Source organism: Cognatiyoonia sediminum (assembly GCF_900129845.1).
Classification (GTDB): domain Bacteria; phylum Pseudomonadota; class Alphaproteobacteria; order Rhodobacterales; family Rhodobacteraceae; genus Cognatiyoonia; species Cognatiyoonia sediminum.
The window spans coordinates 100,690-123,239 of sequence record NZ_FQXB01000005.1; the positions used below are offsets into that span (position 1 = coordinate 100,690).

Annotated in this window: 18 protein-coding genes; 7 read left to right on the forward strand and 11 right to left on the reverse strand. The window is 52.9% G+C overall.

Annotation, left to right across the window (positions count from 1 at the left end):
- Positions 1 to 65: 65 nt before the first annotated feature.
- Positions 66 to 884 carry a helix-turn-helix transcriptional regulator gene (locus BUA85_RS13875; protein WP_072902102.1) on the reverse strand — a complete coding sequence of 273 codons (819 nt, stop codon included), beginning with the start codon at positions 882 to 884 and terminating at the stop codon, positions 66 to 68.
- A 105-nt stretch (positions 885 to 989) separates the two neighbouring features.
- Between BUA85_RS13875 and rpe the strand changes: the two genes are divergently transcribed.
- From rpe to galE, 4 genes are all read left to right on the forward strand, one after another.
- Entirely contained in the window at positions 990 to 1,664 is a 675-nt protein-coding gene (rpe, locus tag BUA85_RS13880) for a ribulose-phosphate 3-epimerase (protein ID WP_072902239.1), read from the forward strand.
- A gap of 86 nt (positions 1,665 to 1,750) precedes the next feature.
- Positions 1,751 to 2,440: a response regulator transcription factor gene (locus BUA85_RS13885; RefSeq protein ID WP_072902241.1), complete on the forward strand. Its 690-nt coding sequence runs from the start codon at positions 1,751 to 1,753 to the stop codon at positions 2,438 to 2,440.
- Positions 2,425 to 3,366 (forward strand): sensor histidine kinase, encoded by a 942-nt coding sequence (locus tag BUA85_RS13890; RefSeq protein ID WP_072902104.1) that lies wholly within the window; start codon positions 2,425 to 2,427, stop codon positions 3,364 to 3,366. Before BUA85_RS13885 ends, BUA85_RS13890 begins: the two co-directional genes overlap by 16 nt.
- A 50-nt stretch (positions 3,367 to 3,416) precedes the next feature.
- Positions 3,417 to 4,427: a UDP-glucose 4-epimerase GalE gene (gene galE / locus BUA85_RS13895; RefSeq protein WP_072902105.1), complete on the forward strand. Its 1,011-nt coding sequence runs from the start codon at positions 3,417 to 3,419 to the stop codon at positions 4,425 to 4,427.
- Between the two features lie 205 nt (positions 4,428 to 4,632).
- Here galE and xylA read toward each other — a convergent pair whose 3' ends face one another.
- The 5 genes from xylA to xylF form a co-directional block, all read right to left on the reverse strand.
- Complete coding sequence (gene xylA / locus BUA85_RS13900) at positions 4,633 to 5,934, reverse strand: xylose isomerase (RefSeq protein ID WP_072902107.1); 1,302 nt, start codon at positions 5,932 to 5,934, stop codon at positions 4,633 to 4,635.
- A gap of 1 nt (position 5,935) precedes the next feature.
- Positions 5,936 to 7,372 carry a xylulokinase gene (gene xylB / locus BUA85_RS13905; protein WP_072902108.1) on the reverse strand — a complete coding sequence of 479 codons (1,437 nt, stop codon included), beginning with the start codon at positions 7,370 to 7,372 and terminating at the stop codon, positions 5,936 to 5,938.
- A complete protein-coding gene (locus BUA85_RS13910) occupies positions 7,369 to 8,124 on the reverse strand; it encodes an ATP-binding cassette domain-containing protein (protein WP_072902110.1) in 756 nt (251 codons plus the stop codon). Before BUA85_RS13910 ends, xylB begins: the two co-directional genes overlap by 4 nt.
- Positions 8,125 to 8,135: 11 nt before the next feature.
- Positions 8,136 to 9,425 (reverse strand): sugar ABC transporter permease, encoded by a 1,290-nt coding sequence (locus tag BUA85_RS13915; RefSeq protein ID WP_072902112.1) that lies wholly within the window; start codon positions 9,423 to 9,425, stop codon positions 8,136 to 8,138.
- A gap of 113 nt (positions 9,426 to 9,538) precedes the next feature.
- Positions 9,539 to 10,573 carry a D-xylose ABC transporter substrate-binding protein gene (gene xylF, locus BUA85_RS13920; protein ID WP_072902114.1) on the reverse strand — a complete coding sequence of 345 codons (1,035 nt, stop codon included), beginning with the start codon at positions 10,571 to 10,573 and terminating at the stop codon, positions 9,539 to 9,541.
- A gap of 200 nt (positions 10,574 to 10,773) precedes the next feature.
- On the opposite strand from xylF, the gene BUA85_RS13925 reads away from it, so the two are divergent.
- Together BUA85_RS13925 and BUA85_RS13930 are read left to right on the forward strand one after the other, a co-directional pair.
- Positions 10,774 to 12,036 carry an ROK family transcriptional regulator gene (locus BUA85_RS13925; protein WP_207548159.1) on the forward strand — a complete coding sequence of 421 codons (1,263 nt, stop codon included), beginning with the start codon at positions 10,774 to 10,776 and terminating at the stop codon, positions 12,034 to 12,036.
- Entirely contained in the window at positions 12,036 to 13,517 is a 1,482-nt protein-coding gene (locus BUA85_RS13930) for a CRTAC1 family protein (protein WP_072902115.1), read from the forward strand. The genes BUA85_RS13925 and BUA85_RS13930 overlap by 1 nt, the downstream gene beginning before the upstream one ends.
- Here BUA85_RS13930 and BUA85_RS13935 read toward each other — a convergent pair.
- Positions 13,514 to 14,827, reverse strand: a complete 1,314-nt coding sequence (locus BUA85_RS13935; protein WP_072902245.1) for a cytochrome-c peroxidase — start codon at positions 14,825 to 14,827, stop codon at positions 13,514 to 13,516. The genes BUA85_RS13930 and BUA85_RS13935 overlap by 4 nt on opposite strands.
- 348 nt (positions 14,828 to 15,175) lie before the next feature.
- Between BUA85_RS13935 and BUA85_RS13940 the strand changes: the two genes are divergently transcribed.
- Positions 15,176 to 17,968 carry a bifunctional aconitate hydratase 2/2-methylisocitrate dehydratase gene (locus BUA85_RS13940; protein WP_072902117.1) on the forward strand — a complete coding sequence of 931 codons (2,793 nt, stop codon included), beginning with the start codon at positions 15,176 to 15,178 and terminating at the stop codon, positions 17,966 to 17,968.
- Between the two features lie 64 nt (positions 17,969 to 18,032).
- On the opposite strand, the gene BUA85_RS13945 is transcribed toward BUA85_RS13940, so the two are convergent.
- The 4 genes from BUA85_RS13945 to BUA85_RS13960 form a co-directional block, all read right to left on the reverse strand.
- Positions 18,033 to 19,049: a glutathione S-transferase C-terminal domain-containing protein gene (locus tag BUA85_RS13945; protein ID WP_072902119.1), complete on the reverse strand. Its 1,017-nt coding sequence runs from the start codon at positions 19,047 to 19,049 to the stop codon at positions 18,033 to 18,035.
- A 1-nt stretch (position 19,050) separates the two neighbouring features.
- Positions 19,051 to 19,617, reverse strand: coding sequence for a hemerythrin domain-containing protein (locus tag BUA85_RS13950; protein ID WP_072902120.1), 567 nt, complete (start codon positions 19,615 to 19,617; stop codon positions 19,051 to 19,053).
- Positions 19,618 to 19,784: 167 nt separating this feature from the next.
- A complete protein-coding gene (locus BUA85_RS13955) occupies positions 19,785 to 20,393 on the reverse strand; it encodes a hypothetical protein (RefSeq protein ID WP_072902122.1) in 609 nt (202 codons plus the stop codon).
- Between the two features lie 274 nt (positions 20,394 to 20,667).
- Positions 20,668 to 22,431, reverse strand: coding sequence for a bifunctional helix-turn-helix transcriptional regulator/alpha/beta hydrolase (locus BUA85_RS13960; RefSeq protein ID WP_072902124.1), 1,764 nt, complete (start codon positions 22,429 to 22,431; stop codon positions 20,668 to 20,670).
- Between the last annotated feature and the right edge of the window lie 119 nt (positions 22,432 to 22,550).

The following is a 22,550-nucleotide window of genomic DNA, read 5'->3' on the forward strand; positions in this document are numbered from 1 at the left end:
TTCATGAACAGCCGTTTTGACACGGTTTAGACCGGCGAGGCAAGAGCCGTTGTTTTGGGGTTGGCTTATGGTTGAATGACGTCGCGTTGGTATTTCTGGCGATATTTCAGAGGTGTAGTGCCGTGTCGCTCTCGGAAGAGTTTATGGAAATGCGCCATATTTGGGATGCCGCATTGTTCGGCGATGGTTTGAACTGCTTCATCGTCCGTCACGAGTTGCCGCGCGGCGTAGGTCATTCGGATATCATTTATGAATTCAGAAGGGCTTTGCCCAAGTTGCGCGCGCATTGTGCGACTGACGTGCGCATGGGCCTTGCCGGTCAAAGCAACAAGGCCTGCTGATCCATTCTGGAAGACTTCAGGATTGCGAGCCGCTTCCATGGCATCGATCAGCCAAGACGGAATGTTCTGAGGGACATCTTTCTTTGCGAAAGCCAAAAGAATGGGAAGCAGAAAGGCCTCTGTTGCCAAGTCACCGCGATTGCTTCTTTCCAATCTGAGCGCTGCTCTGTTCAAGCTCGCCAAGTCGCGACTGTCGATAGTCGCGAATTGTAATGTTGTCAGATCGGGTAAATCGTTCTGGTGGCGTGCGACAAGTTGATGGACGACCTCAGGGTCCAACGAAACAGACACCAAAAGACTGTGTTCGCCTTTGGCTTGGACCCCATGTTCTTGGCCCGGAGGTACCAGAACAAGATCGCCCTCGGTCAATGTCTCGGTGCTGTCCGGCAGGTGGTGACGGACTTGGCCATTTTGGACCCAAAAGAGTTCAAAGAAGTCATGGGAATGCAGCGGATTGGGGCGTGCCGTCGTCAATGCAGTGCGCGCAAAATGCACGTGCTCCCCTTTGGCGCAGATATCTTTGAAGTTGAGTACGGCCACCATGTACTAAACCTTATCACAATGCAGTTGCAGCAAAAGCCTGTTCTCTACGTGACAACTAAGTTTTTGCTCGGTAAGGGTCGCTTAGACGCGATTTTTGGGGGAAAAATGACGTTTGATAGGTCCATAAAGATTGCGCCATCGATTTTGGCGGCTGATTTTGCGAACTTTGGCGCTGAATGCGAAGCGGTCGAAGCACAAGGTGCGGATTGGATTCATGTTGATGTCATGGACGGACACTTCGTTCCAAACATCACGTTTGGTCCGGCCACCTGCAAAGCCATCAGGCCGCACATCAAAGGCGTGATGGACGTCCATCTGATGATCGCTCCCGTTGATCCCTATATCCAAGACTTCGCTGATGCGGGTGCGGACGTGATCACGGCACATGTCGAAGCAGGACCGCACATCCATCGAACTCTACAAGCAATTCGAGCTGCAGGTTGCAAGGCGGGTGTAGCCCTAAATCCGGCTACACCCGCGTCTTCAGTTGAAGAACTACTCGATGACGTTGACCTTGTGTGTGTGATGACAGTGAACCCCGGGTTTGGCGGGCAAAGCTTCATCGATATGACGAGCAAGATCAGAAATCTGCGCAGCATGATTGGCGATCGACCAGTTCACATTGAAATCGACGGTGGTGTCGATCCAAAAACCGCGCAGCTTGTCGTTGAAGCGGGCGCTGACGTTCTTGTGGCTGGATCGGCTGTGTTTAGGGGTGGCTCTGTGTCCAATCCCGCGCCTTATGGCGACAATATCAGAGCCATTCGCAACGCTATCTGATCTGCACAAAAACTGCACAAATCGGGCGTCAGCCTTTGCACGATTGATCCCTAGTTCCTAAGTTAACGAAGACTAAGGGGACTATGATGGACAGACATATCCTTGTGGCTGACGATGATGCACGCATCCGCGATGTGCTGCGCATTGCGCTTGGGCAGGCGGGATTTGAGGTTGATGAGGTTGCGGATGGCAAAGAAGCGCTAAGAGCAGCGCAACGCACGCAGCCCGATTTGATCGTTTTAGATATAGGCATGCCGGAGATGGACGGGCTGGAGGTTTGTCGTGAATTGCGCAAAACCAGCCAGGTGCCGATCCTGTTTTTGACTGCACAAGGCGATGAAATTGATCGTGTCGTTGGACTGGAGATGGGTGCGGACGACTACGTTTCAAAACCTTTTTCGCCGCGTGAAGTGATTGCCCGTATTCGAGCTATTTTGAAGCGATCTGGCGTTGAAGCCGAAGAGGCTACCGTCCTTCAACGTGGGGTTCTACGCATCGATCCGGAACGCCACTTGTGCGAAGTGGGAGATCGACCCGTAACACTGACGTCCCGCGAAATGGAATTGGTCATTCAGTTGATGAAAAGGCCCAATCATGTCGTGGCGCGCCCTCAGTTGGTCGATGCGATCTATGGCACGAATGTTCATGTCAGCGACCGTACGATGGACAGCCACTTGCGCAATGTTCGGGCAAAGTTCGCTGCTGTTGGATGCAAAGATGCCATTGAAACAGTTCACGGTGTCGGCGTGCGGATGGGGCCATGCAGCGCGACATAGAGGTCAAATGGCGCCCGCCACTTTGGCTTGTCATCGCCTGTACGATTGTGGCGATGCTGATGCTTCCTGTGCTAGCACTTTTTGTTCTCAGCAGACTGCTTGGTGTTTTTGATTTTGATACCTCATTTCAAATCGCATCGGCCGGTACCATTGCAGCCGCAACGATTGTGGGCTGGGTGCTCTGGCGAATTTTGTTGCGCCCGATAACTGAACTTGCTGGTAGAGCCGACGACATTAAAACAGGCGAGGCTGCGGCACTGGCGCCACTCGATCACTATGGCACGTCAGAAATGCAGGCCTTGGGCCGCGCGATGCGGGAGATGGGGCAGGTGCTTCAGGATCGCGAAACGGTTCTGAGAAGCTATGCAGACCATGTGACACATGAACTCAAGTCGCCGTTGACTGTTATTCAAGGCGCAACAGAATTGCTGGCCGACCCCGACCTGCCAGAATCAGACCGTCAAAAAATGTTGCTGAACGTGTCTGATGCGACCGACCATATGAAAAAGCTCCTCGATGCACAGCGCGCGCTTGCGCGGGCCAAAGACCCGATGGCTTCAGGGTCTTGCCGATTGAGCGACGTCATCGATCAATCTGACGACATCGTATTGGTGCGAGATGGAATGGTCCCGCTCTCAATCGATGTTTTTGAACCAGTCGCCACGCAACTTATTGGAAACGCGCGAGCGCATGGCGCTAGTCGCATAGAAGTTGCGCTAGAAGGCGATCGCCTAACGTTCTCAGACAATGGACCGGGTATTTCCAGCGGGAACAAGGATCGCATTTTTGATCCCTTCTTTACCACCAGACGCGATAACGGCGGAACAGGTATGGGGCTTTCGATTGTTAAGCGAATGCTGGAGGCTCAGGGTGCCTCAATCGAGCTTGCCGATGCCAAAAAAGCAAAGTTTGTTATCTCCTTCTAACCGCTGGTTTTTGAGGCTAGAACGTCTCCAAGGATTTCTAAGGTTTCATCATGAGAGTATTGGTAACAGGCGGCGCGGGTTACATTGGCAGCCACACCCTAGTTGAACTGCTCGGTCAGGCGCACGAGGTCCAGGTTATTGATAATTTCGACAATAGCTCACCCGAGGTCTTGTCGCGTGTCCGAAAGTTGACAAATGGCGACATGTCCTTTGCCGAAGGCGACGTGCGTGATGATGGGTTTTTGCGGTCTGTCTTTGAGGATTTTCAACCTGATCAAGTTGTCCATTTTGCCGGCCTAAAGGCGGTTGGCGAAAGCATGGAAAAGCCTCTCGAGTATTATGACGTCAATGTCAGAGGCACCATGGCGATCCTTCGCGCTATGGACAGCGTAGGGTGCCGCAAGATCGTATTTTCGTCATCAGCAACGGTTTATGGAGAGCCGGTTTATTTGCCCTATGACGAAGATCATCCCGTCGCACCAGAAAGTGTCTATGGTCGAACCAAGATGATTGCCGAGCACATCATCGGTGATTGGGCGCAGGCAAATGGCGGGACTGCTGTCCTATTGCGATACTTCAATCCCGTCGGTGCGCATTCTTCGGCGACGATAGGGGAGCATCCGCAGGGGGTGCCGAACAACCTCATGCCATTTGTCGCTCAGGTGGCTTCGGGAAAGCGCGAACGGCTTTCCATTTTCGGTGACGATTACGACACGCCGGACGGCACAGGACGGCGAGATTATATTCATGTCGTCGATCTGGCGTGTGCACATGTTGCGGCGGTCAATTATGCGCATGGAAACACTGGGACGCGACACTTCAACGTCGGAACGGGCCAATCCTATAGCGTTCGGGAAATGGTTGCCGCTTTTGAAAAGGCGTCTGGGCGCGAGATTCCATGTGTCGTCACACCGCGTCGCAAGGGAGACATTGCTGAGATGAAGGCAGATGCCTCTCGCGCTAAACACGAGATGGGTTGGGAAGCAAAATTGGGGTTGGCTGATATGGCTGCTAGTACTTGGGAATGGCAGTCAAACAATCCTGATGGATACGAAAAGTAGATAAAAATCAATCTGTTGAATGTGGGTGGGAAACAAAGCCGATTGTTCCCACTAAATCAACAATAGCCCTATAACTATGTTACTGTCGTAGCGAGTGAAGGTGTTACCTAGTCTCGAAGGGTAGCGAGTTAATTTGGTTTAGAAACGTCACCTCGGCAAAAGACCAGCACTTCGGCCGAGGTGGCGGGACTACTTTTCCCCAACACTACAAGTACGAATTGACCAAGTTCTCCAGTCGTTCTTGGCGGCCGGAACGAGGTTGCGGGTTGATGTCGTTGTCACGTACGAATTGCTCAACTCCTTCCAGATCGGACACAAGCAAATTCTGTGCCCGTTTGGTGTCCCAGCCAGAATAGCGGGCCGACCGAGCCTCCTCCAAAGCGCCATCTTCGATCATTGCCGCAGCTGCTTTCAGACCCGCAGCGCAAGCATCCATGCCGCCGACATGCGCCAAGATGAGGTCTTCTGGGTCCAATGATTGACGACGAAGCTTCGCGTCGAAGTTTGTTCCGCCTGTCGTGAAACCTCCAGCGCGCAAAACTTCATAGAACGCCAATGCCATCTCCGGCACATTGTTGGGGAATTGATCTGTGTCCCAACCTGATTGGTAGTCGTTTCGGTTCATATCGATCGAGCCGAAAATGCCTAACTCACGAGCAGTTGCCAATTCATGTTCAAATGTATGTCCAGCCAAGATGGCATGGCCCTGTTCGATGTTTACTTGAACTTCATTTTCTAAGCCAAAGTCTTTGAGAAACCCGTAAACCGTTGCGACATCATAGTCATACTGGTGCTTTGTTGGTTCCTGTGGCTTAGGTTCAATTAGAATGGCACCTTTGAACCCGGTCTTGTGTTTGTAGTCGACAACCATTTCCAACATACGGCCCGCTTGTTTCCGCTCGCGGCCCATGTCGGTGTTGAGAAGCGTTTCATACCCTTCGCGGCCGCCCCACAGCACGTAATTTTCGCCGCCAAGCTTTATCGTAGCGTCCATGCAGGTTTTGATCGTCGCGGCGGAGTAGGCGAACACATCCGGATCAGGGTTGGTCGCGGCACCCGCCATGAAGCGGCGGTTCGAAAAGAGGTTTGCTGTCCCCCAGAGGAGTTTCATACCGGTATCGTCCATCTTCTGGGCGAAGTAATCGACGATCTCTTCTAGGTTTCTGGTGTTCTCGGCAAAGTTTGTGCCTTCTGGGCGGACATCAGCATCGTGAAAGCAGAAGTAAGGGACACCTAGAATGTCGAACATCTCAAAAGCGAAGTCAGCTTTTAGCTTGGCCAGTGCCATGGTCTCGCCGAACCAAGGGCGTTCAAAGGTCTGCCCACCAAATGGGTCTCCGCCAGGCCATGCGAAGCTGTGCCAATAGGCGCAGGAAAACCGAAGATGATCTTTGAGCGTTTTCCCCATGACAACTTCATCCGCATTATAGTGCCGGAATGCGAATTCGTTAGTGGTCTCGGGCCCCTCATAGGCGATCTTTGAAATACCTTTGAAAAAGTCAGTCATCTTACAGGTCCTTCAGAAGTGAATATGCGTGTTTGTAGGCCGCATGGCCGTCTTTCATGGCGTCAGCCAGTGCGGTATCAGGGGTAAATGTCTTTGCGATTGGCGGTTTGGATGCAACGTCTTGCCCAAAGTCGCCGTTTGCCATCATACCCAAGCGGGCCGCCCCAAGTGCCGCGCCAAAATCACCGGCCTCTGGCAGCTCCAAAGTGATCCCAAGCGTCGTTGCCAGCATGTTGAGCCAGTGCTCGGATTTGGACCCACCGCCAAGCGCAAGCGCGCTTTCAATTGTGGTGCCCGTCGCGGCGAGGGCGTCTTGGCAATCCGCAAAGGCAAAGCAGACCCCTTGAAAGACCGCGCGCGCCGCCTCGGTCGCGTCTGTGGCGTGATCAAGGTTTAAGAACTGGCCTCGAATTGCAGCATCGTTGTGCGGGGTGCGTTCGCCGCCGAGATAGGGGAGAAACATGGCCTTGGTCGGAGCTCGCAAATCACCGAGCGGGGCTGTAAGCTCTGCAGCGGTCTTGCCAGTTAACCTGCTGAGCCATTCCAATGCGTCAGTTGCCGCGAGGATGACCCCCATTTGATGCCAAGTATTTGGGACCGCGTGGCAGAAGGTATGAACGGCTGTCGCAGGGTCTGGTCGATAGCCATCGTTCGCAGCGAAAAGAACACCGGACGTTCCCAAAGACAGGAATGCTTCGCCATTTCGAACGACACCGGCGCCTATTGCAGCCGCCGCGTTGTCGCCTGCACCGCCAGCAATTACTACGGGTGGAATGCCTAAATGTTCGGCCAAACTCGCACGGAGACGCCCAGATACTTCTGACCCTTCAACAAGGGAAGGCATGTGGCTTCGGTCCAAATGACAGCGGCGTAAGAGCTCATCGGACCAATCGCGTTCTCCGGTGTCCAGCCAAGTTGTCCCGGCGGCGTCAGACATTTCCGATACGTATTCGCCTGTCAGGAACAGTCTCAGGAAATCCTTAGGAAGCATAACTTTATGGATTTTCTGGAACACCTCGGGCTCGTTGATCCTTACCCATTCAACCTTCGGCGCCGTAAATCCCGGGAATACGATGTTGCCTGAAATTTCTCGGAATGCGGGTTCGGCGTCCATTTGCGCCGCTTCAAGGTGGCTGCGAGTGTCGTTCCACAACATACAGGGCCGCAAAGGCTGATCATCTGTGCCGATCAAAGTGGCACCGTGCATGTGGCCCGATAAGCCGATGCCTCTTAGGCCACTACAATCGGCCTGAGCGGCCAAAGATGACAAGGCCTCGACAGCAGCTTTACACCAAGAAGACGGATCTTGTTCGGACCAACCGTCTTGGAGGCGCTGAACTGTCAGCGAAACGGAATGCTCTGCTAGAACATTCTGTCTGTCGTCGATTAGGATCGCCTTTAATGAAGAAGTCCCAAGGTCGAGGCCAATGTATGTCATGCGGCGGCTTTTGGGTTTTTCCCGAGAATGATCATCGAAAGGATATCGTCTTCGGTTACGTCTTCGACTTTTTCCGTGCCAACCAACTGACCATTCTTCATAACGGAAACACGGTCGCACAATTCCATCATTTCGCGGGTGTCGTGACTGATCAGGAAGATACCTAAGCCTTGCTTTTTGAGTTCACCAATCAGCTTAGCCACCATGGCCGTCTCATGCACGCCCAAAGCCGCCGTTGGCTCGTCCATAATAAGGATTTTGGCGTTGAAATAGACGGCTCGCGCAATCGCGACAGATTGCCGTTGCCCGCCCGAGAGCGCAGAAACCGGCTCGCTGATCTTCTTGAAGTTGGGATTTAACCGCTTCATGATCTTGCGCGTTTCGGCTTCCATGGTGTCGTCATCGACAAAACCGAGAGGCGTTAGAATTTCGCGGCCAAGGAATAGGTTGGATGGCGCATCAAGATTGTCTGCCAGAGCGAGTGTTTGGTAGATCGTCTCGATGTTGTAGCTTCGTGCATCGCGCGGGGTATTGATCTCGGCCTTTTCGCCATTGATCCAAATTTCCCCGCTATCCATTTTGTAAGCGCCAGAAAGGATCTTGATAAGGGTGGATTTGCCTGCGCCGTTGTGACCCAGAAGGCCGACGACTTCTCCTGGATGGAGGTCGATGGATACACCATCAACCGCTCGGATGCCGCCAAAGCTGATGCGAATGTCCTTCATTTCGACGAGAGGTGTTTGTTTGGTCATCTCAGGTCTCCTTAGTTGCCGGTCCGGCGGCGGTAGACAATGTCGACCCAGACCGCGAAAACGAGTACGAAGCCCACAACAATATTTTGTAGGGGGGCGTCGACGCCCACCGAGGCCATACCGGATTGCAGGGTTTGCATGATCAAAGCGCCGATAACGGCTCCATAAATCGTTCCGATACCGCCAGCGAGGGCCGTACCGCCAATAACGGCAGCAGCGATTACCCGTAACTCGTCAAGCGTTCCAAGGCCGACATCAACCGCGTTCAAACGTGCAGAAGCAATAATAGAAGCGATGCCAGTGAGTGCCCCCATAAGGGCAAAGATCTTAACTGTCAGGAACCGTGTATTGATGCCAGACAATTCAGCGGCTTCCGGGTTTCCGCCAGTTGCGTAGATATACCGGCCAAATCGTGTTCGCGTGGCAATGATCGTCATAACAACTGTGACAACGACGAGGATCACAACGGGCAGTGCGACGCCATGATACCAAACCAAGTCTTCAGTGTATTCGATACCTTGCGATGCCGTGATCCGCTTCATCGCACCCTTTGGAATTGGGTAGCTATTCATGATCCAAACGTAGCCAAGGATCAGGCCTGCGGCCAAAGCCATCAGAATCCCTTCGGCCCAAGCCGGCTTAAGATGGAAGCCATGCGCAGCCTTACGACGCCGGCTCATCAACATAATGCCCACCGCGGAAACGGCTGCGACGACGCCGAAGACCCAACTCAGCGTTTCGCCGAGGGTCCCCTCTGCGCCGCCGCCCAACAGGCGGAAGGTCGTGTCCAGAGGGGCTTGCGTTTGGCCTTGTGTGACCCACCACATCGCGCCGCGATAAATGAGGAAGCCGCCAAGCGTCACAATAAACGCTGGTACCGTAAGGTACCCAATCACCCACCCTTGGAACGCGCCGAGCACAGCGCCCATAAGGATTGCGAAGATAACGGCGATTATCCAGATCGACCAATGGCCGAGACCAACGATGTCTGGTAGCCACTGAACTTGAAGCGCAGCCGTTGTCATACCGATAAAACCGAGCATTGAGCCGACCGATAGATCAATGTTGCGGGTCACAATAACGAAGACCATTCCTGTCGCCATCACCGCCACAGACGCTGTCTGTACGCTGACATTGAAAAGGTTGCGCGGAGACATGAAGCGCCAATCGGTGAAGAACCCGAAGATGATCCAAAGTACGACCAATGCGCCGATCATGCCCAACAAGCGGGTGTCGATCTCAAGTTCTTGTAACAGGGACCGCTTCTCTGGCGAAGAAGTTGCGGCTGTTTCGTCTGACATAGCGATGCTCCAAAGTGACCTTGCCCATCATAACATGATGGGGGCAGCTATATTGGTATTTCTGGGAGATAGTGATCTGGTCCGCGTTGCCGCGAACCAGAAGAGGTATGGCCTTAGTTACAAGGCGCTGGGCCGTTGGAAACGCCTTGGCAGAGAGATTCCTGAGAAATCCAGCCCGCGTCTACGACGACTGACAGGTTGTCCGCAGTGATCGGAACAGGAGCCAAGAAAACAGCAGTCATTTCTGTTCCCGCTGGCGATGTCCAGGACTGAGAGCCATCAACATCTGCCATAGCGCCATCGAGACCTGCCAACGCAACCGCGATTTCGCCAGCTGCTTTGCCGAGTTCTCGTGCGTCCTTCCAGACTGATACGGTCTGTGTGCCAAGTGCGACACGGTTCAATGCGGCATGGTCACCGTCCTGACCAGACACAGGCAAGCCTTCGAGGCCTTGTGCCGTCAGCGCCGCGACTACACCGCCGGCAGTACCGTCGTTGGAGGCCACGACAGCATCAACATCATTGTCGATGGATGTCAGGATCTGTTCCATGTTGCGCTGTGCATTCGCTGGAACCCAACCGTCGGTGTAAGCTTCGCCTACAATCGTGATTGCTCCGCTGTCGATTGCAGCTTGGAGGACCTCTTGTTGACCGCCACGAAGGAAGTCGGCGTTAGGGTCGGTTGGCGACCCCTTGATCATGACATAGTTGCCTTCTGGCTGTGCTTCGAGCACAGCGCGTGCCTGCATCCGGCCAACTTCCACGTTGTCGAAAGTCAGGTAGAATGCGCGGCTATCTTCGATCAAGCGGTCATAGCCAATGACAGGGATGCCTTCGTCCGAAGCTGCATCGACTGCTGGGCCAATAGCTGCGGAATCCTGTGCGAGAATGATGAGAGCATCGACGCCTTGTGCAATCAAGCTTTCAACGTCAGCAAGCTGCTTAGCAGAGGATGACTGCGCGTCTGCAGATACGTAGGATGCGCCTGCAGCGTCCAATGCTGCTTTGATAGCTGCTTCATCGGTCTTCCAGCGCTCTTCTTGGAAGTTGGACCAGCTCACGCCGACCGTAATACCGTGGCCGTCGGCGAACGCGGGTGTTGCAAAAGATGCAGAGACAATGGCCGTGGCCATCATAAGTTTCTTCATAATTTCCTCCCTAAATGAACCGATCAGGTTTTGATCGGGGCGGGTCACGCGACTCGCACGCTAAGAATTGCGATATTTAATTTAGTTGTCAAAATAAAAAACTTACGTTTTGACAAAAAAATCTGTTTTCAGGCTAAAAATATCGAGATACGGTCCGGTAATTGCCGCTAATGCCGTTTTTTAGTTCAGGAGATGAATAATTGAACTCGGCCTACACAGATGACCTTTTGGCTCCTGCCAGTGGATGCGGTCCGTTGTTGGAAGGCGGTCGCCGCGCTGGTCGGCCTTTAAGGCAGCAAGTGTTCGAGTATGTAAGGTCGCACGGACAAGCGGCGCGGTCTGACATTGCAAAATCCCTTGATATCAGTGCTGGGTCGGCAACAACGATAACGGCGGATCTTATTGCCGAAGGCTTGCTTCATGAAGTTGAGGGGCCTGCAAGAGAGCAGGGCCGTGGTCGCCCAAGAGTAGCTTTGGAAGTTGTCTCGCAAGCGGGCTATGCCATTGGCGTAAAGCTGGGTTTTGATGCTCATACGGCAGTCCTCGTCGACTTTAATGGAAATGTCCTTGCGGATGCAAAGCTGCCCTCCAAAGATCAGCGACGCTCGACACAAGAATTGCTGGATGAAGTTGATGAGCTCATCGGTAAACTTTTGTCGGAATATACCGTCGAACTGAAGGACGTCCGAGCAATCGGTGTCGGACTACCGGGTATTGTTGAGCATAGTTCAGGCCAAGTTATTTGGTCATCTATACTTCATGATCGAAATCAAGATCTCGGTATCATGTTGAAAGATCGTTACGGCGTCACGATCGCTCTCGACAACGACGCCAACATGCTGACGTTGGCTGAGTTGTGGTTCGGTGCGGGTCGTTCGATGTCAGATTTTGCTGTCGTGACGATTGAAAGTGGGGTTGGCATGGGCTTGGTGTTGGGGAATGAAATCTACCGCGGCGCTCATGGACTTGGACTAGAGTTAGGGCATACGAAAGTGCAGTTGGATGGTGCTTTATGTCGATGCGGCCAGCGCGGGTGCTTAGAGGCCTATCTCGCCGATTACGCATTGAACAGAGAAGCGGGTGCAGCCCTGGGCCACCTTTTGGAACGCTCAATAGGGCCTGAAGAAACACTTAACCTTCTCTTTGATCAAGCAAAACAAGGACATGAAGCCGCGCAAACCATATTTCGTCGGGCGGGTAGGTTCTTATCAGCAGGTCTGTCAAACGTCATTCAACTCTTTGATCCGGCGCTGATCATTCTGTCGGGTTCGCAAATGAAATACGACTATCTTTATGCAAACGAAGTTATCGAGGATGTCGCGCAATTGACGCTCAATAATGGCCGCAAGCCATGTAAGGTCGAAATACATGCGTGGGACGATTTGGTTTGGGCGCGCGGCGCGTCGGCGCTTGCGCTTTCTAAAGTGACCGATGCCACCGTGGGTCGGGACCTAAACCCGTAATGTATCGATTAGCTTTAGCGTTCTTTGTTGCATCGCCTGTCAATGCACAGGTCGCATTTGAAGACTTTTCAGATCGACTGATTGCCCACGAATACAATGGTGGGTGGGAGCATTTTGTCGGTGGCGGTATCGCGGTATTTGACTGCAATGCCGACGGGCTCCCAGATGTTTTTGCGGCAGGAGGGGAGAACCCAGCATCGCTTTTTGTGAATCAAGGTGAGTTCGAATTTGAGCGCCGTGACGGGCTAGAAGAACTCGGAACTGTTGGCGCTTACCCTTTGAGACTGGACGCAGATGATCCTGTTGACCTATTTGTGCTGCGGGTGGGTCAAAACATCATACTCAAAGGTCGCGGTGATTGTGAGTTTGAGGACGCAACGAACGATTTCTCAATTCCTGCAAATGACCGTTGGAGCACAGCATTTTCGGCGTGGTGGGAAGACGGCGCGGAACTACCAACGCTGGCAATAGGAAATTACGTCGATCGTAGTGACCCCGACGGGCCATTCGAAGCTTGTGACGAAAACACTTTGCTTCGACCCAATGGCGGCAGCTACTCACGAACTGCGCTCACACCTGGATTTTGCCCTCTCTCCATTCTGGCAGCCAATGACGCGCGAGGTCGTCCGACGCTGAGGATTTCCAATGATCGTCATTATTATGTGACGGGCGGGTACGAGCAGATGTGGGATATTGAAGATCAGCGTTTCTTAGATGAAGCGGATGGCTGGCAAAACGTTTCTCTCTGGGGGATGGGTATCGCCAGCCGCGACCTTACCGGCGACGGACGGGATGAGGTTATGTTGACGTCGATGGGAGATCAGCTGATGCAGCTGGCCAACGACGATGGGACCTATCGCGCTGCTCCCTATGGGATTGGGACCTATGCGCAACGTCCTCACGTTGGTGGAGATGGCCGACCTTCGACAGGTTGGCATGCTGAGTTCGGTGATGTTGACAACGACGGATTGGCGGATTTGTTCATCGCGAAGGGAAATGTTGATCAGATGCCGGGAATGGCCACGCGCGATCCAAATAATCTCTTGCAGCAACAAGCTGACGGGTCCTTTGTGGAAATTTCAGATCAGGCCGGAGTTGCGACGCTTGAAAGATCGAGAGGCGGTGCGTTGGTTGATTTTGACAACGATGGCCAGCTTGATCTGATCGTTTCAAACCGTCGCGCACCACTAGAACTTTATCGGAACGTGACCGAAGGCACAGGTAATTGGATTAAAGTATCACTCGAACAGGCAGGCCCAAATCGCGATGCTATCGGTGCGAGGATTATCGTTGAATCCGACGGTCGCACTCAATCGCAACAGCACGTGATCGGGGGGGGTCATGCTGGCGGTCAGTTGGGGCCACGACATTTTGGCATCGGGCCCAGTGACTTGGCACGTGTAACTGTGATGTGGCCTGATGGAACTAAAACCAGCTTGGACGTCGGCGCAAACGAAGTCACAAAAATCCAAAAACCCTAAGGTACAGGCAAGCCACTCGGTACAGTTGCGGGCACCCCTAAGCGACCGTCGATGCTGTTTTGATCTGTCAGCGTCTGCAAAAAGGCGACCAGATCAGAGATGTCCGATGGGCTAAGTTTGATTGTTACAACGGACACTGCCTTTGCTATTGCATCGACTTCGGCCTCATCCGACATAATGGTCGCATCTTCGTGGTCGAATGCTGGCAAGATCGCACTGGCGATGTCATAGTTTTGCAGTCCTACGATCGGGTTCGCATGTGCTGAGACAAATTGGGCGAGGTCGCTATGCGCACCTGCGTGCCCATAGGGTCCAGTAGCCGCGATATTTCTTAAGGACGGTGTGCGGAAGGCGTAACGATCAGACTCGTTACCTGTTACGCGAAAGCGACCATCATCGCGGTAATGCGTCTCGAATGTCGCTGACTTTCCCGGCCCTATCTGAGGCGCACCCATAGCGTGAAATTTGTGATCGGTCTGGAAGGGACCTCTATGACAGGAAGCGCAATTCGCAGATCCGTAGAAAAGCTCCATCCCGCGTAGTTCAGCACCAGCAAGCTCTTCGTCTCCACGCAAAACGGCATCGAACTTCGACTGGTCTGAACGCCACTCCCACTCCATGAAGGAGGCAATCGCGTTTGATATATCGGCGAAGGTGATGTCGTCGGGGGTGTCGACATGATCGTAGACTTCCACAAAGAGATCAGCGTACCCAGGAATGTCTCCAACTCGTTTCGTTAGAATATCCCATGCCCCGCCATCTCCGGTGATGCGCCCCTGCCGAACAGCTTGGGCGACGTCGTTTTCGCCATAAGATCCCGCCATCTCATCTCGACTGAGAACAGGGAACATGGTCTGCGCCGAAAGAACTGACTCAAACCCTTGCAACATATCGCTGTCGAGCGGAGTTCGAATTCCGCCCGGGAAAGACGCATCTTCCTCTAAGCGCCCGTCGTGAAACATGACGCGGAATTCGTGGGCCCCCAGATTGAACAAGGCAGGAGCATTTCGAGGGATACGCTCTTCCGGCTTGTTGTCTGGATCAAAAACGCGGTCGGGACCTAACCCGACACCGCCGTCGCCAAAGGAAAGTGAAACGCCGTCTCCGGTTGCAAATCTAGGGTGGTGACACGTTGCACAAGCGATGGATTTATTGCCTGAGAGGATCGGATCATAGAATAAGTCACGGCCCAAGGGCACTGCGTCTTTGTTGATTGCTCGATAATCTTGGTCTTCGATCGCCGCTGGCAATTCGACCGCCTGCGCAGCCATTCCGGTGCCGATCAATACCAGCGGCAGTATAGCGCGAATACTCACAGAAGGCCCTCCAATTCCCAGAGTCATAATGAGGGGTAACGAGAACAAAAACAACGGTTTGGATGGGTTTTGGGGATAGTTTTGTGAAGCAATTTCTGATGCTTACAAATAGTGTGTTCTGAACACTTTCCCCTTAGAGGGATCAACCGATTTATCCTTGACGCAACTCCGCGTTCTTTCTGAGGAAGCGGAGACGTAAATTCAAATTGACTGGCCGGATCGTTACTGGTTGAACATTGTAAATTCATTGTATACATCGGTATACATATTGACGAGCGTCTCGAATTAGCCCACCAGTCGCTCGCGATTTGCCAGAACATTTGAACCGACCGCGAGAAAGCCATGAGCCTGTACACAGCCTATCTTGAAGAGATCGAAGCCCGCAAAGAACAGGGCCTAAACCCGAAGCCAATTGATGATGCCGCTTTGACAAAAGAAATCATCGATCAGATCAAAGATACAGCGAACCCGCATCGGTCGGATTCATTGAATTTCTTCATCTACAACACGCTCCCCGGAACAACGAGTGCCGCAGGTGAAAAGGCGCAGTTCCTGAAAGAGATCATTCTTGGGCAATCGGTCGTGGCAGAAATCAACGCGGCATACGCATTCGAACTGCTTTCGCATATGAAAGGCGGACCGTCGGTCGAAGTGCTGTTGGATTTGGCCTTGGGCGATGATCTGGCCACTGCTGAGCAGGCTGCCGAAGTCCTGAAGACACAAGTGTTCCTGTATGAAGCGGATACGGATCGACTGAAAGGCGCTCACGAGGCTGGCAACGCGATCGCGACGGACATCATTGAAAGCTATCTGGCCGCTGAATTCTTCACCAAACTGCCGGACGTCGATGAAGAGGTCAAAGTTGTCACGTTTGTTGCCGCAGAAGGCGACATTTCGACAGACCTTCTTTCCCCCGGTAATCAAGCCCACTCTCGCGCCGACCGTGAGTTGCACGGCAAATGCCTGATCGATGAAAAGGCGCAAAAGCACATTGAAGAATTGAAGCTTCAGCACCCAGACAAGCGGGTCATGCTGATTGCCGAAAAAGGCACGATGGGCGTTGGCAGCTCTCGCATGTCCGGTGTGAATAACGTCGCTTTGTGGACCGGCAAACAAGCGAGCCCATATGTGCCTTTCGTCAATATCGCACCGGTCGTAGCCGGAACAAACGGAATTTCCCCCATCTTCCTGACGACGGTTGGCGTAACCGGTGGCATCGGTGTCGATCTGAAAAACTGGGTCAAGAAAGTGGACGAGGATGGCAACCCGATCCTCAACAACGATGGCAACCCGATTCTGGAGCAGAAGTATTCCGTAGAGACTGGGACTGTTCTAACCATCAACACAAAAGATAAGAAACTCTACAGCGAGGACGGCTCTGAAGAGCTTGTAGATATGGCCTCTTCCTTCACGCCTCAGAAGATGGAGTTCATGAAGGCAGGTGGCTCTTACGCGATTGTTTTCGGTAAGAAACTTCAGAGCTTTGCCGCCGAAACACTTGGCAAAGAAGCTCCGCAAGTCTTCGCGCCTTCAAAAGAGATCAGTCATGAGGGTCAAGGTCTGACCGCTGTTGAGAAAATCTTCAATGCAAACGCCCGCGGAGTGTCGTCTGATGCGCCACTGCATGCTGGCTCTGATGTCCGTGTCGGCGTCAACATTGTCGGATCTCAGGACACCACCGGATTGATGACAATGCAGGAGCTTGAGGCGATGGCGGCGACGGTTGTTTCTCCATCTGTGGATGGCGCCTATCAATCCGGCTGTCACACCGCATCGGTTTGGGATGTGAAGGCGCAAGCAAACACGCCCCGACTGATGAAATTCATGAATGACTTTGGCCTTGTTACAGGTCGCGACCCCAAGGGCGTTTATCATTCAATGACCGACGTCATTCACAAAGTTCTGAATGACATCACCGTCAGCGATTGGGACATCATCATCGGTGGCGACAGCCACACACGAATGTCAAAAGGCGTGGCTTTTGGGGCGGACTCCGGAACTGTGGCGCTCGCCCTTGCAACGGGTGAGGCGTCGATGCCGATCCCACAGTCAGTGAAAGTGACATTCAAAGGGCAGATGGCCGATCACATGGACTTCCGCGACGTGGTGCACGCAACCCAAGCGCAGATGCTAGAACAGCATAGCGACAACGTTTTTCAAGGCCGCGTGATTGAGGTGCATATTGGGACGCTGCTGGCCGACCAAGCCTTTACTTTCACGGACTGGACGGCTGAAATGAAAGCAAAAGCCTCGGTCTGTATCTCCAACGACGAGACTTTGATTGGGTCTTTGGAACTGGCGAAATCCCGCATCCAGATCATGATGGACAAGGGGATGGAGCACGACAATGGCATGTTGGCGAGCTTGCTTGCCAAAGCGGATCAGCGGATTGCAGAGATCAAATCGGGCGAAAGACCAGCCCTGCGCCCTGACGAGAATGCAAAATACTTCGCGGAAGTTGTGGTTGATCTCGACCAGATCGTTGAACCAATGATCGCCGACCCAGACGTGAATAACGTCGATGTTTCAAAGCGGTATACGCATGACACGATCCGTCCGATTTCATTCTATAACGCGCAAAAAGAAGTCGATCTTGGCTTTGTCGGATCATGCATGGTGCACAAGGGCGACATCAAAATTGTCGCACAGATGCTACGCAACCTTGAGGCCGCAAATGGCAAGGTAGAATTCAAAGCGCCGTTGGTTGTAACTGCGCCGACCTACAACATCATCGAAGAGTTGAAGGAAGAAGGCGACTGGGAAATCTTGCAGAAATATTGCGGGTTCGAATTCGACGATACGGCACCGAAGCAGGTCGCGCGTACCGAGTATGAGAATATTCTCTACCTAGAGCGCCCCGGTTGTAACCTCTGCATGGGAAACCAAGAAAAGGCGGCTAAGGGTGACACGGTTTTGGCAACGTCGACCCGTTTGTTCCAAGGACGTGTGGTTGCTGACTCTGAGACAAAGAAGGGTGAGTCCTTGCTTGGTTCCACGCCGGTCGTTGTGTTGTCCGCTATCTTGGGGCGCACACCGACATTGGAGGAATACAAGGAAGCGGTGGAAGGCATCGACCTGACAAAATTCGCGCCGCCTAAGAAGACGCCATTGGACGCGCTTTCCGTCCACTACTAAACATAAATGAGCGGCCCAACGGGCCGCTCATTTTACGTTCTGGGGTTTACGCGTGCCCTTATTTCTACCGCGCCAGTTCTGGATGCGCGTACGCTTCCGGGTACGTCATCGGGCTCAACGGGCCGAGCGGCACCACACCATTCCATGACCTGCCAAAATACCCCTGTCTGCAATGCACCAATGATCCTGCCGTAGACACTCCGTTCAACGCGTAAACACGACAGAGCCAACGCCATAGGTTCGGGTAGTCAAGGATATGCGCACCGTTCAGTTTCATGCGAACGTAGTAGACAGGATCGTGGCGGTAGAGCGTTGGAAACAAACGTAAATCGGCTTCCGTAAAAGCGTCACCTGTCAGATAGAGCCGTCCGTTAGATAACAGACCTTCAAGATGCTCCAAAGTCTCGAAGTAGGCTTTGAAGGCGTCCGCATAGACTGTCTGGTCGGAGGAAAATCCGGCTTTGTAAGCGCCGTTGTTGATGGTTGTATAGATACGTTCGTTCAGGGTGGCGATATCATCGCGCACCGTTTCGTCGTCAGGCAAAAGTCGTGGGCGACCTGCCAGATTACTTCCCAAAGCACCAGAGTGCACATCCAGCATACGGATAATCTCGGCGCTCTCGTTGTTCACGATGCGACCTGTCACCTTGTCGTACAAAATGGGAACGGACTGTTCATCAGATCCCTCACGTTGATAGACCTGCTTGGCCAAGCGTAGCCCTTCGCCGGTGCCTGTTTCCAAGGTGCATTCGTCAAGGGTCTGTCCAGTTAAGCTCGCTACACGTTTAGGCGCAAACTCCCACAAATTAGGGCCAGCCGGATCTTCCTCACCGGTGCGATTAGGGAATGCGACATCCAACGTGATGCTATCCTCCAACCCTAAAACAGCACGCGCCAAGGTCACCCGATGGCACCACGGGCAGTTCAGAGCAACGAAAAGGTGATACCGGCCGGGCTCCGCTGGAAAATCAGGGTCCCCAATGGCACTTCGAAAACCGCTGACGCCGCGCACGAATTCCCCTCGTGCACGGCGTCCTTTTGCATCGGTTTGATCTTCTTGTGTAGAAGCGTCTTTCGTCATTCTAGCCTCTTAAGCGGTAATGAAGAATAATCGGGACTGCCAACTCCTCTTCGTCACTCAAGTGACGATTTAAAAAAGCTTCAATGGCATCAGCAGCCGGAAGAACGTCGTTTGCTTCTTCCAGTGATTGCGCCTCGTCCAACGTGGCCAGTTTGATCACTCTATTTGCCTTGCGTGTTATGTCGTCCGACACCTTATCTAGATCGGCATGATCCTGTTCCAACAAATCAAGTCCCTTATCAAAACGAGGGTCCGCTGCGGACAGTTCTGGAAAGTAGCTATGATCTTCCCAACCGTGATGGCCGTGCAAGTTCGCAACGAGGTTTCCGCCGAAGTAAGAGAGTCGACCAATATAATCACCTAAGGCAATATCCTTGTTCAAAACCGCTTCGGTATCGAGCCGAACGCGTTCAGATACGCGACGAAACATCTGGTGGGCACCGAGCCAGTGGCGGGTTTTCTCATGAAACCCTGGATGGGCGTCCCACTCGTCGCGTGGATATTTGTCCAGAAGAAACCGCATCTCTTCCGGCATGTCGCTTTCACGAATTTTGTATGTATTGAGCATTGGTCATCTCCTTTCGAGAGATGATGTGGGGACGCGTTGACGTTACGCCAACCCTTTGAGAGCAACGCGGCTATGTCGCTGTTGCAGTTAGATGATGCCCAACAACAAAAGCCGAGGCGCCTTTCTGCTCGCCCCGGCTTTGAATATTCAATGTATTGAAGCCTGGATCAGGCAGCCACGCTTTCCTCAAAAACCTTCGGCAAAAACTCCTTTGTCGAAGCTGCGTTGTAGATCGCGAAGCCGACTTGCGGCTCGAATTTCATTAGCAGCGCTGCAAAGCGGCCGGAGATATGTTTGCGGCGGGAGATACCGAACCGCTTCATGAACCCTTCGATCCCCATCACGCACAGGCCACCTTTGCGCGCATCTTCAACGGTAACATCAAGTGACTTGCGACCTGACAAGAGTTCGTTTTGCAGGACTTCGAGCCTTCTCCAGTTCTGTTTGATCGCGCGACGCGTTGACCAGCAACTTTCTGCATCGGCAAACGCTTCTGTCGCAGTGGATGCCGGTGAGTGGTACCCTTTCTTTTTGCCGTCACGGCGCACATACCAAAGAAGATCACCTTCATCCGTAATCGCGCGATAGGCGGTCGCGCCCACACGTTCTGACCGAACGCTGTTCTCCAGATCGACCCACATGGGAACCCAGTCGGCGGTCTCCCGTTGTATCTGCGCTTCGATGGCGAATTCTTGCTCCATCAAGGACAGATCGCCGCGAACCTGAACCAGAGACTTCAATACATCTCGGTGGTCGAATTTATTGGTCTTTTTCATTTTGGAACCTCGGATTGGGGCTCTGCATTGCCATCGAATTCGACGCAGAACGGAAATGAATTTCGGAAAAATTTTTAAAGCAGAACGCGATAGCCAATGGGTGTTGTAACGCGCGGGGCGTCCAAAAAAGCCAACGAAATCGTCAGGCCGTTTAAGGCTGTCGATCTCGTTGGTGGCTAAAATAGTCATTTTTTGCTCACAGGTGCTTCAATGAGCATGAGCTTCGTTGACCTCGCGTCAGAAAAAATCCCCCATATGGGGTAAAAAGGTCGAATCAGCAGTATTTTTTTGCGGTTGCGACGACTTCGCGCCAATGGCGGAAAAACATTAACTGCCCGCTATCCTCATAAACGCGGAAGTCGATCCAAGGGTAGTCTTTTGCGTACTCTTCAATCGTATCGGGATGAACACTGGGATCTTGGGTGCCGTTGAACGAAATGAACGGGAACCGGCCTTCGCTTTGCTTGATAAGCTCTGGCGGGACTTTGCCATGTTCATAAAGCGATTGGCGGGCGAACGATTCATGCGCATTATGTTGTTCTGAAAGGCAAATTTCAGATCCTGTGATCATCGCTTCGAACACTTCGGGATCTTCAAACGTATCGATGTCCGCTTTTGAGTCCCCGAAGACAGAGTGGACAAAGGCCCGTTTTCCACCACGCTTTGCAAGATGGAATCCTGCTTTGACGAGGAAGGGGAGGACTTGAGGCGTGTAGCGCGCACCAGCTTGAATGAAACGATGCCATTTGTGCATGCGTTCGAACTGTTGCGGACGGGTGAAAGGAAAAACCCCTCCAGCGGCGATGACCGCAGTGACTTGGCCGGGGCGCATCAGATCCAATTCGATTGCAAAGAGATGATCCGCACCGAGCGATATGACGGGACAGGGTGGCACATTTTCAGCGTCCAATACTGTGATCAAATCTTGCGCGACGAGCTTTCCAAAATCACCTTTCTTCGGCAGCGCAGAAGAATGACCGAAACCTCCGCGAACGGGTGCGATGATTTTCAAACCCATTGCCTTGGCTTCCGCTTCGGCCGAGGCTGGCCATCGCATAAATCCAAAGTCCATATGCAGATACAAGATCGGTGAACCATTCGGATCGCCAAGGATCAAATAATCCAACGACCTGCCGTCAGGAGCGTCAACCGTCTGAAAGGGCACTGGATCAAGGGCTTCAAACCCTTCGGAGATGACTCTGGGTCCTGGATTCGTCTCCGTGGTCAGAGTCGCGATATCCATCATTGACATAGTGAGCCTGACAAGCTCGACCTGAGTACGTGTTTCTGTCTTCGACAGGATGGTTTTTAGCTGTCCTCGAACCGTCTCCAAAGACCGACCACGGGTTTCCGCAATTTCCTTCAGCGAACAGCATTCAACCAATAGCCTGACCACTTCGACTTCGGCTTTCGAAAGGCCAAAAGCAGAATGGAGGATATCGCCAAAACCAACGGGCCAGCTGAGATCGGATGTGACGGCAATGACTACAGGTGCGTCAGTTGAAAGCATCACGCGCTTCATGTGGAAAACGATGAAATGTCCTTCGTCAGCCGCCCTCACGCGGAAAACAGACGTTTGCGGCCCGTCGCTCGGCATCATCCTCGCGCATTGGCGGGCAAGGGCGGCGCGGTCCATCTCATCTAGCGCAATACGGGACAACCCCATCCCCTTTGAACTCCGTAAGACGCGCTCGGCGGCGTCGTTTAATTCCAAGATACTGAGGTCACGGTCGATAATGACGGCCGCCATTGTGTCGAATTGCGTCATGAGCAGCTCAATCTCGGAAGGGCCAGTCGCGAGATCCCCGCGTTCGAGAAATTCGGCAGCGCGGTCAAAATGGCCCAAGATCGAGGCATCATCTAACGAAGGGGCTTCTAAACCGTGAGACCGCATTGGACCCATGGTGGTTTCCCACTTGTCCAACAGCGTCTCATAGCGGGAAGGATCCAATGCCACATCGTAAACTCGGCTGATGATGTCATCCCAATCAGCGTCACTGGCCAAGGCACGTCGGTCTTGTAGCTGAGGTTTCGTCATTCGCTAGTATTTCCCAGTGTTGTACGAATGGTTAATGCTTCGTTAAGTCTGAACCATTCCGACGTTGACGCAAGGTCAGGAATCTCTGACTAAATGCGATCCAACACCATCAGAGCGTG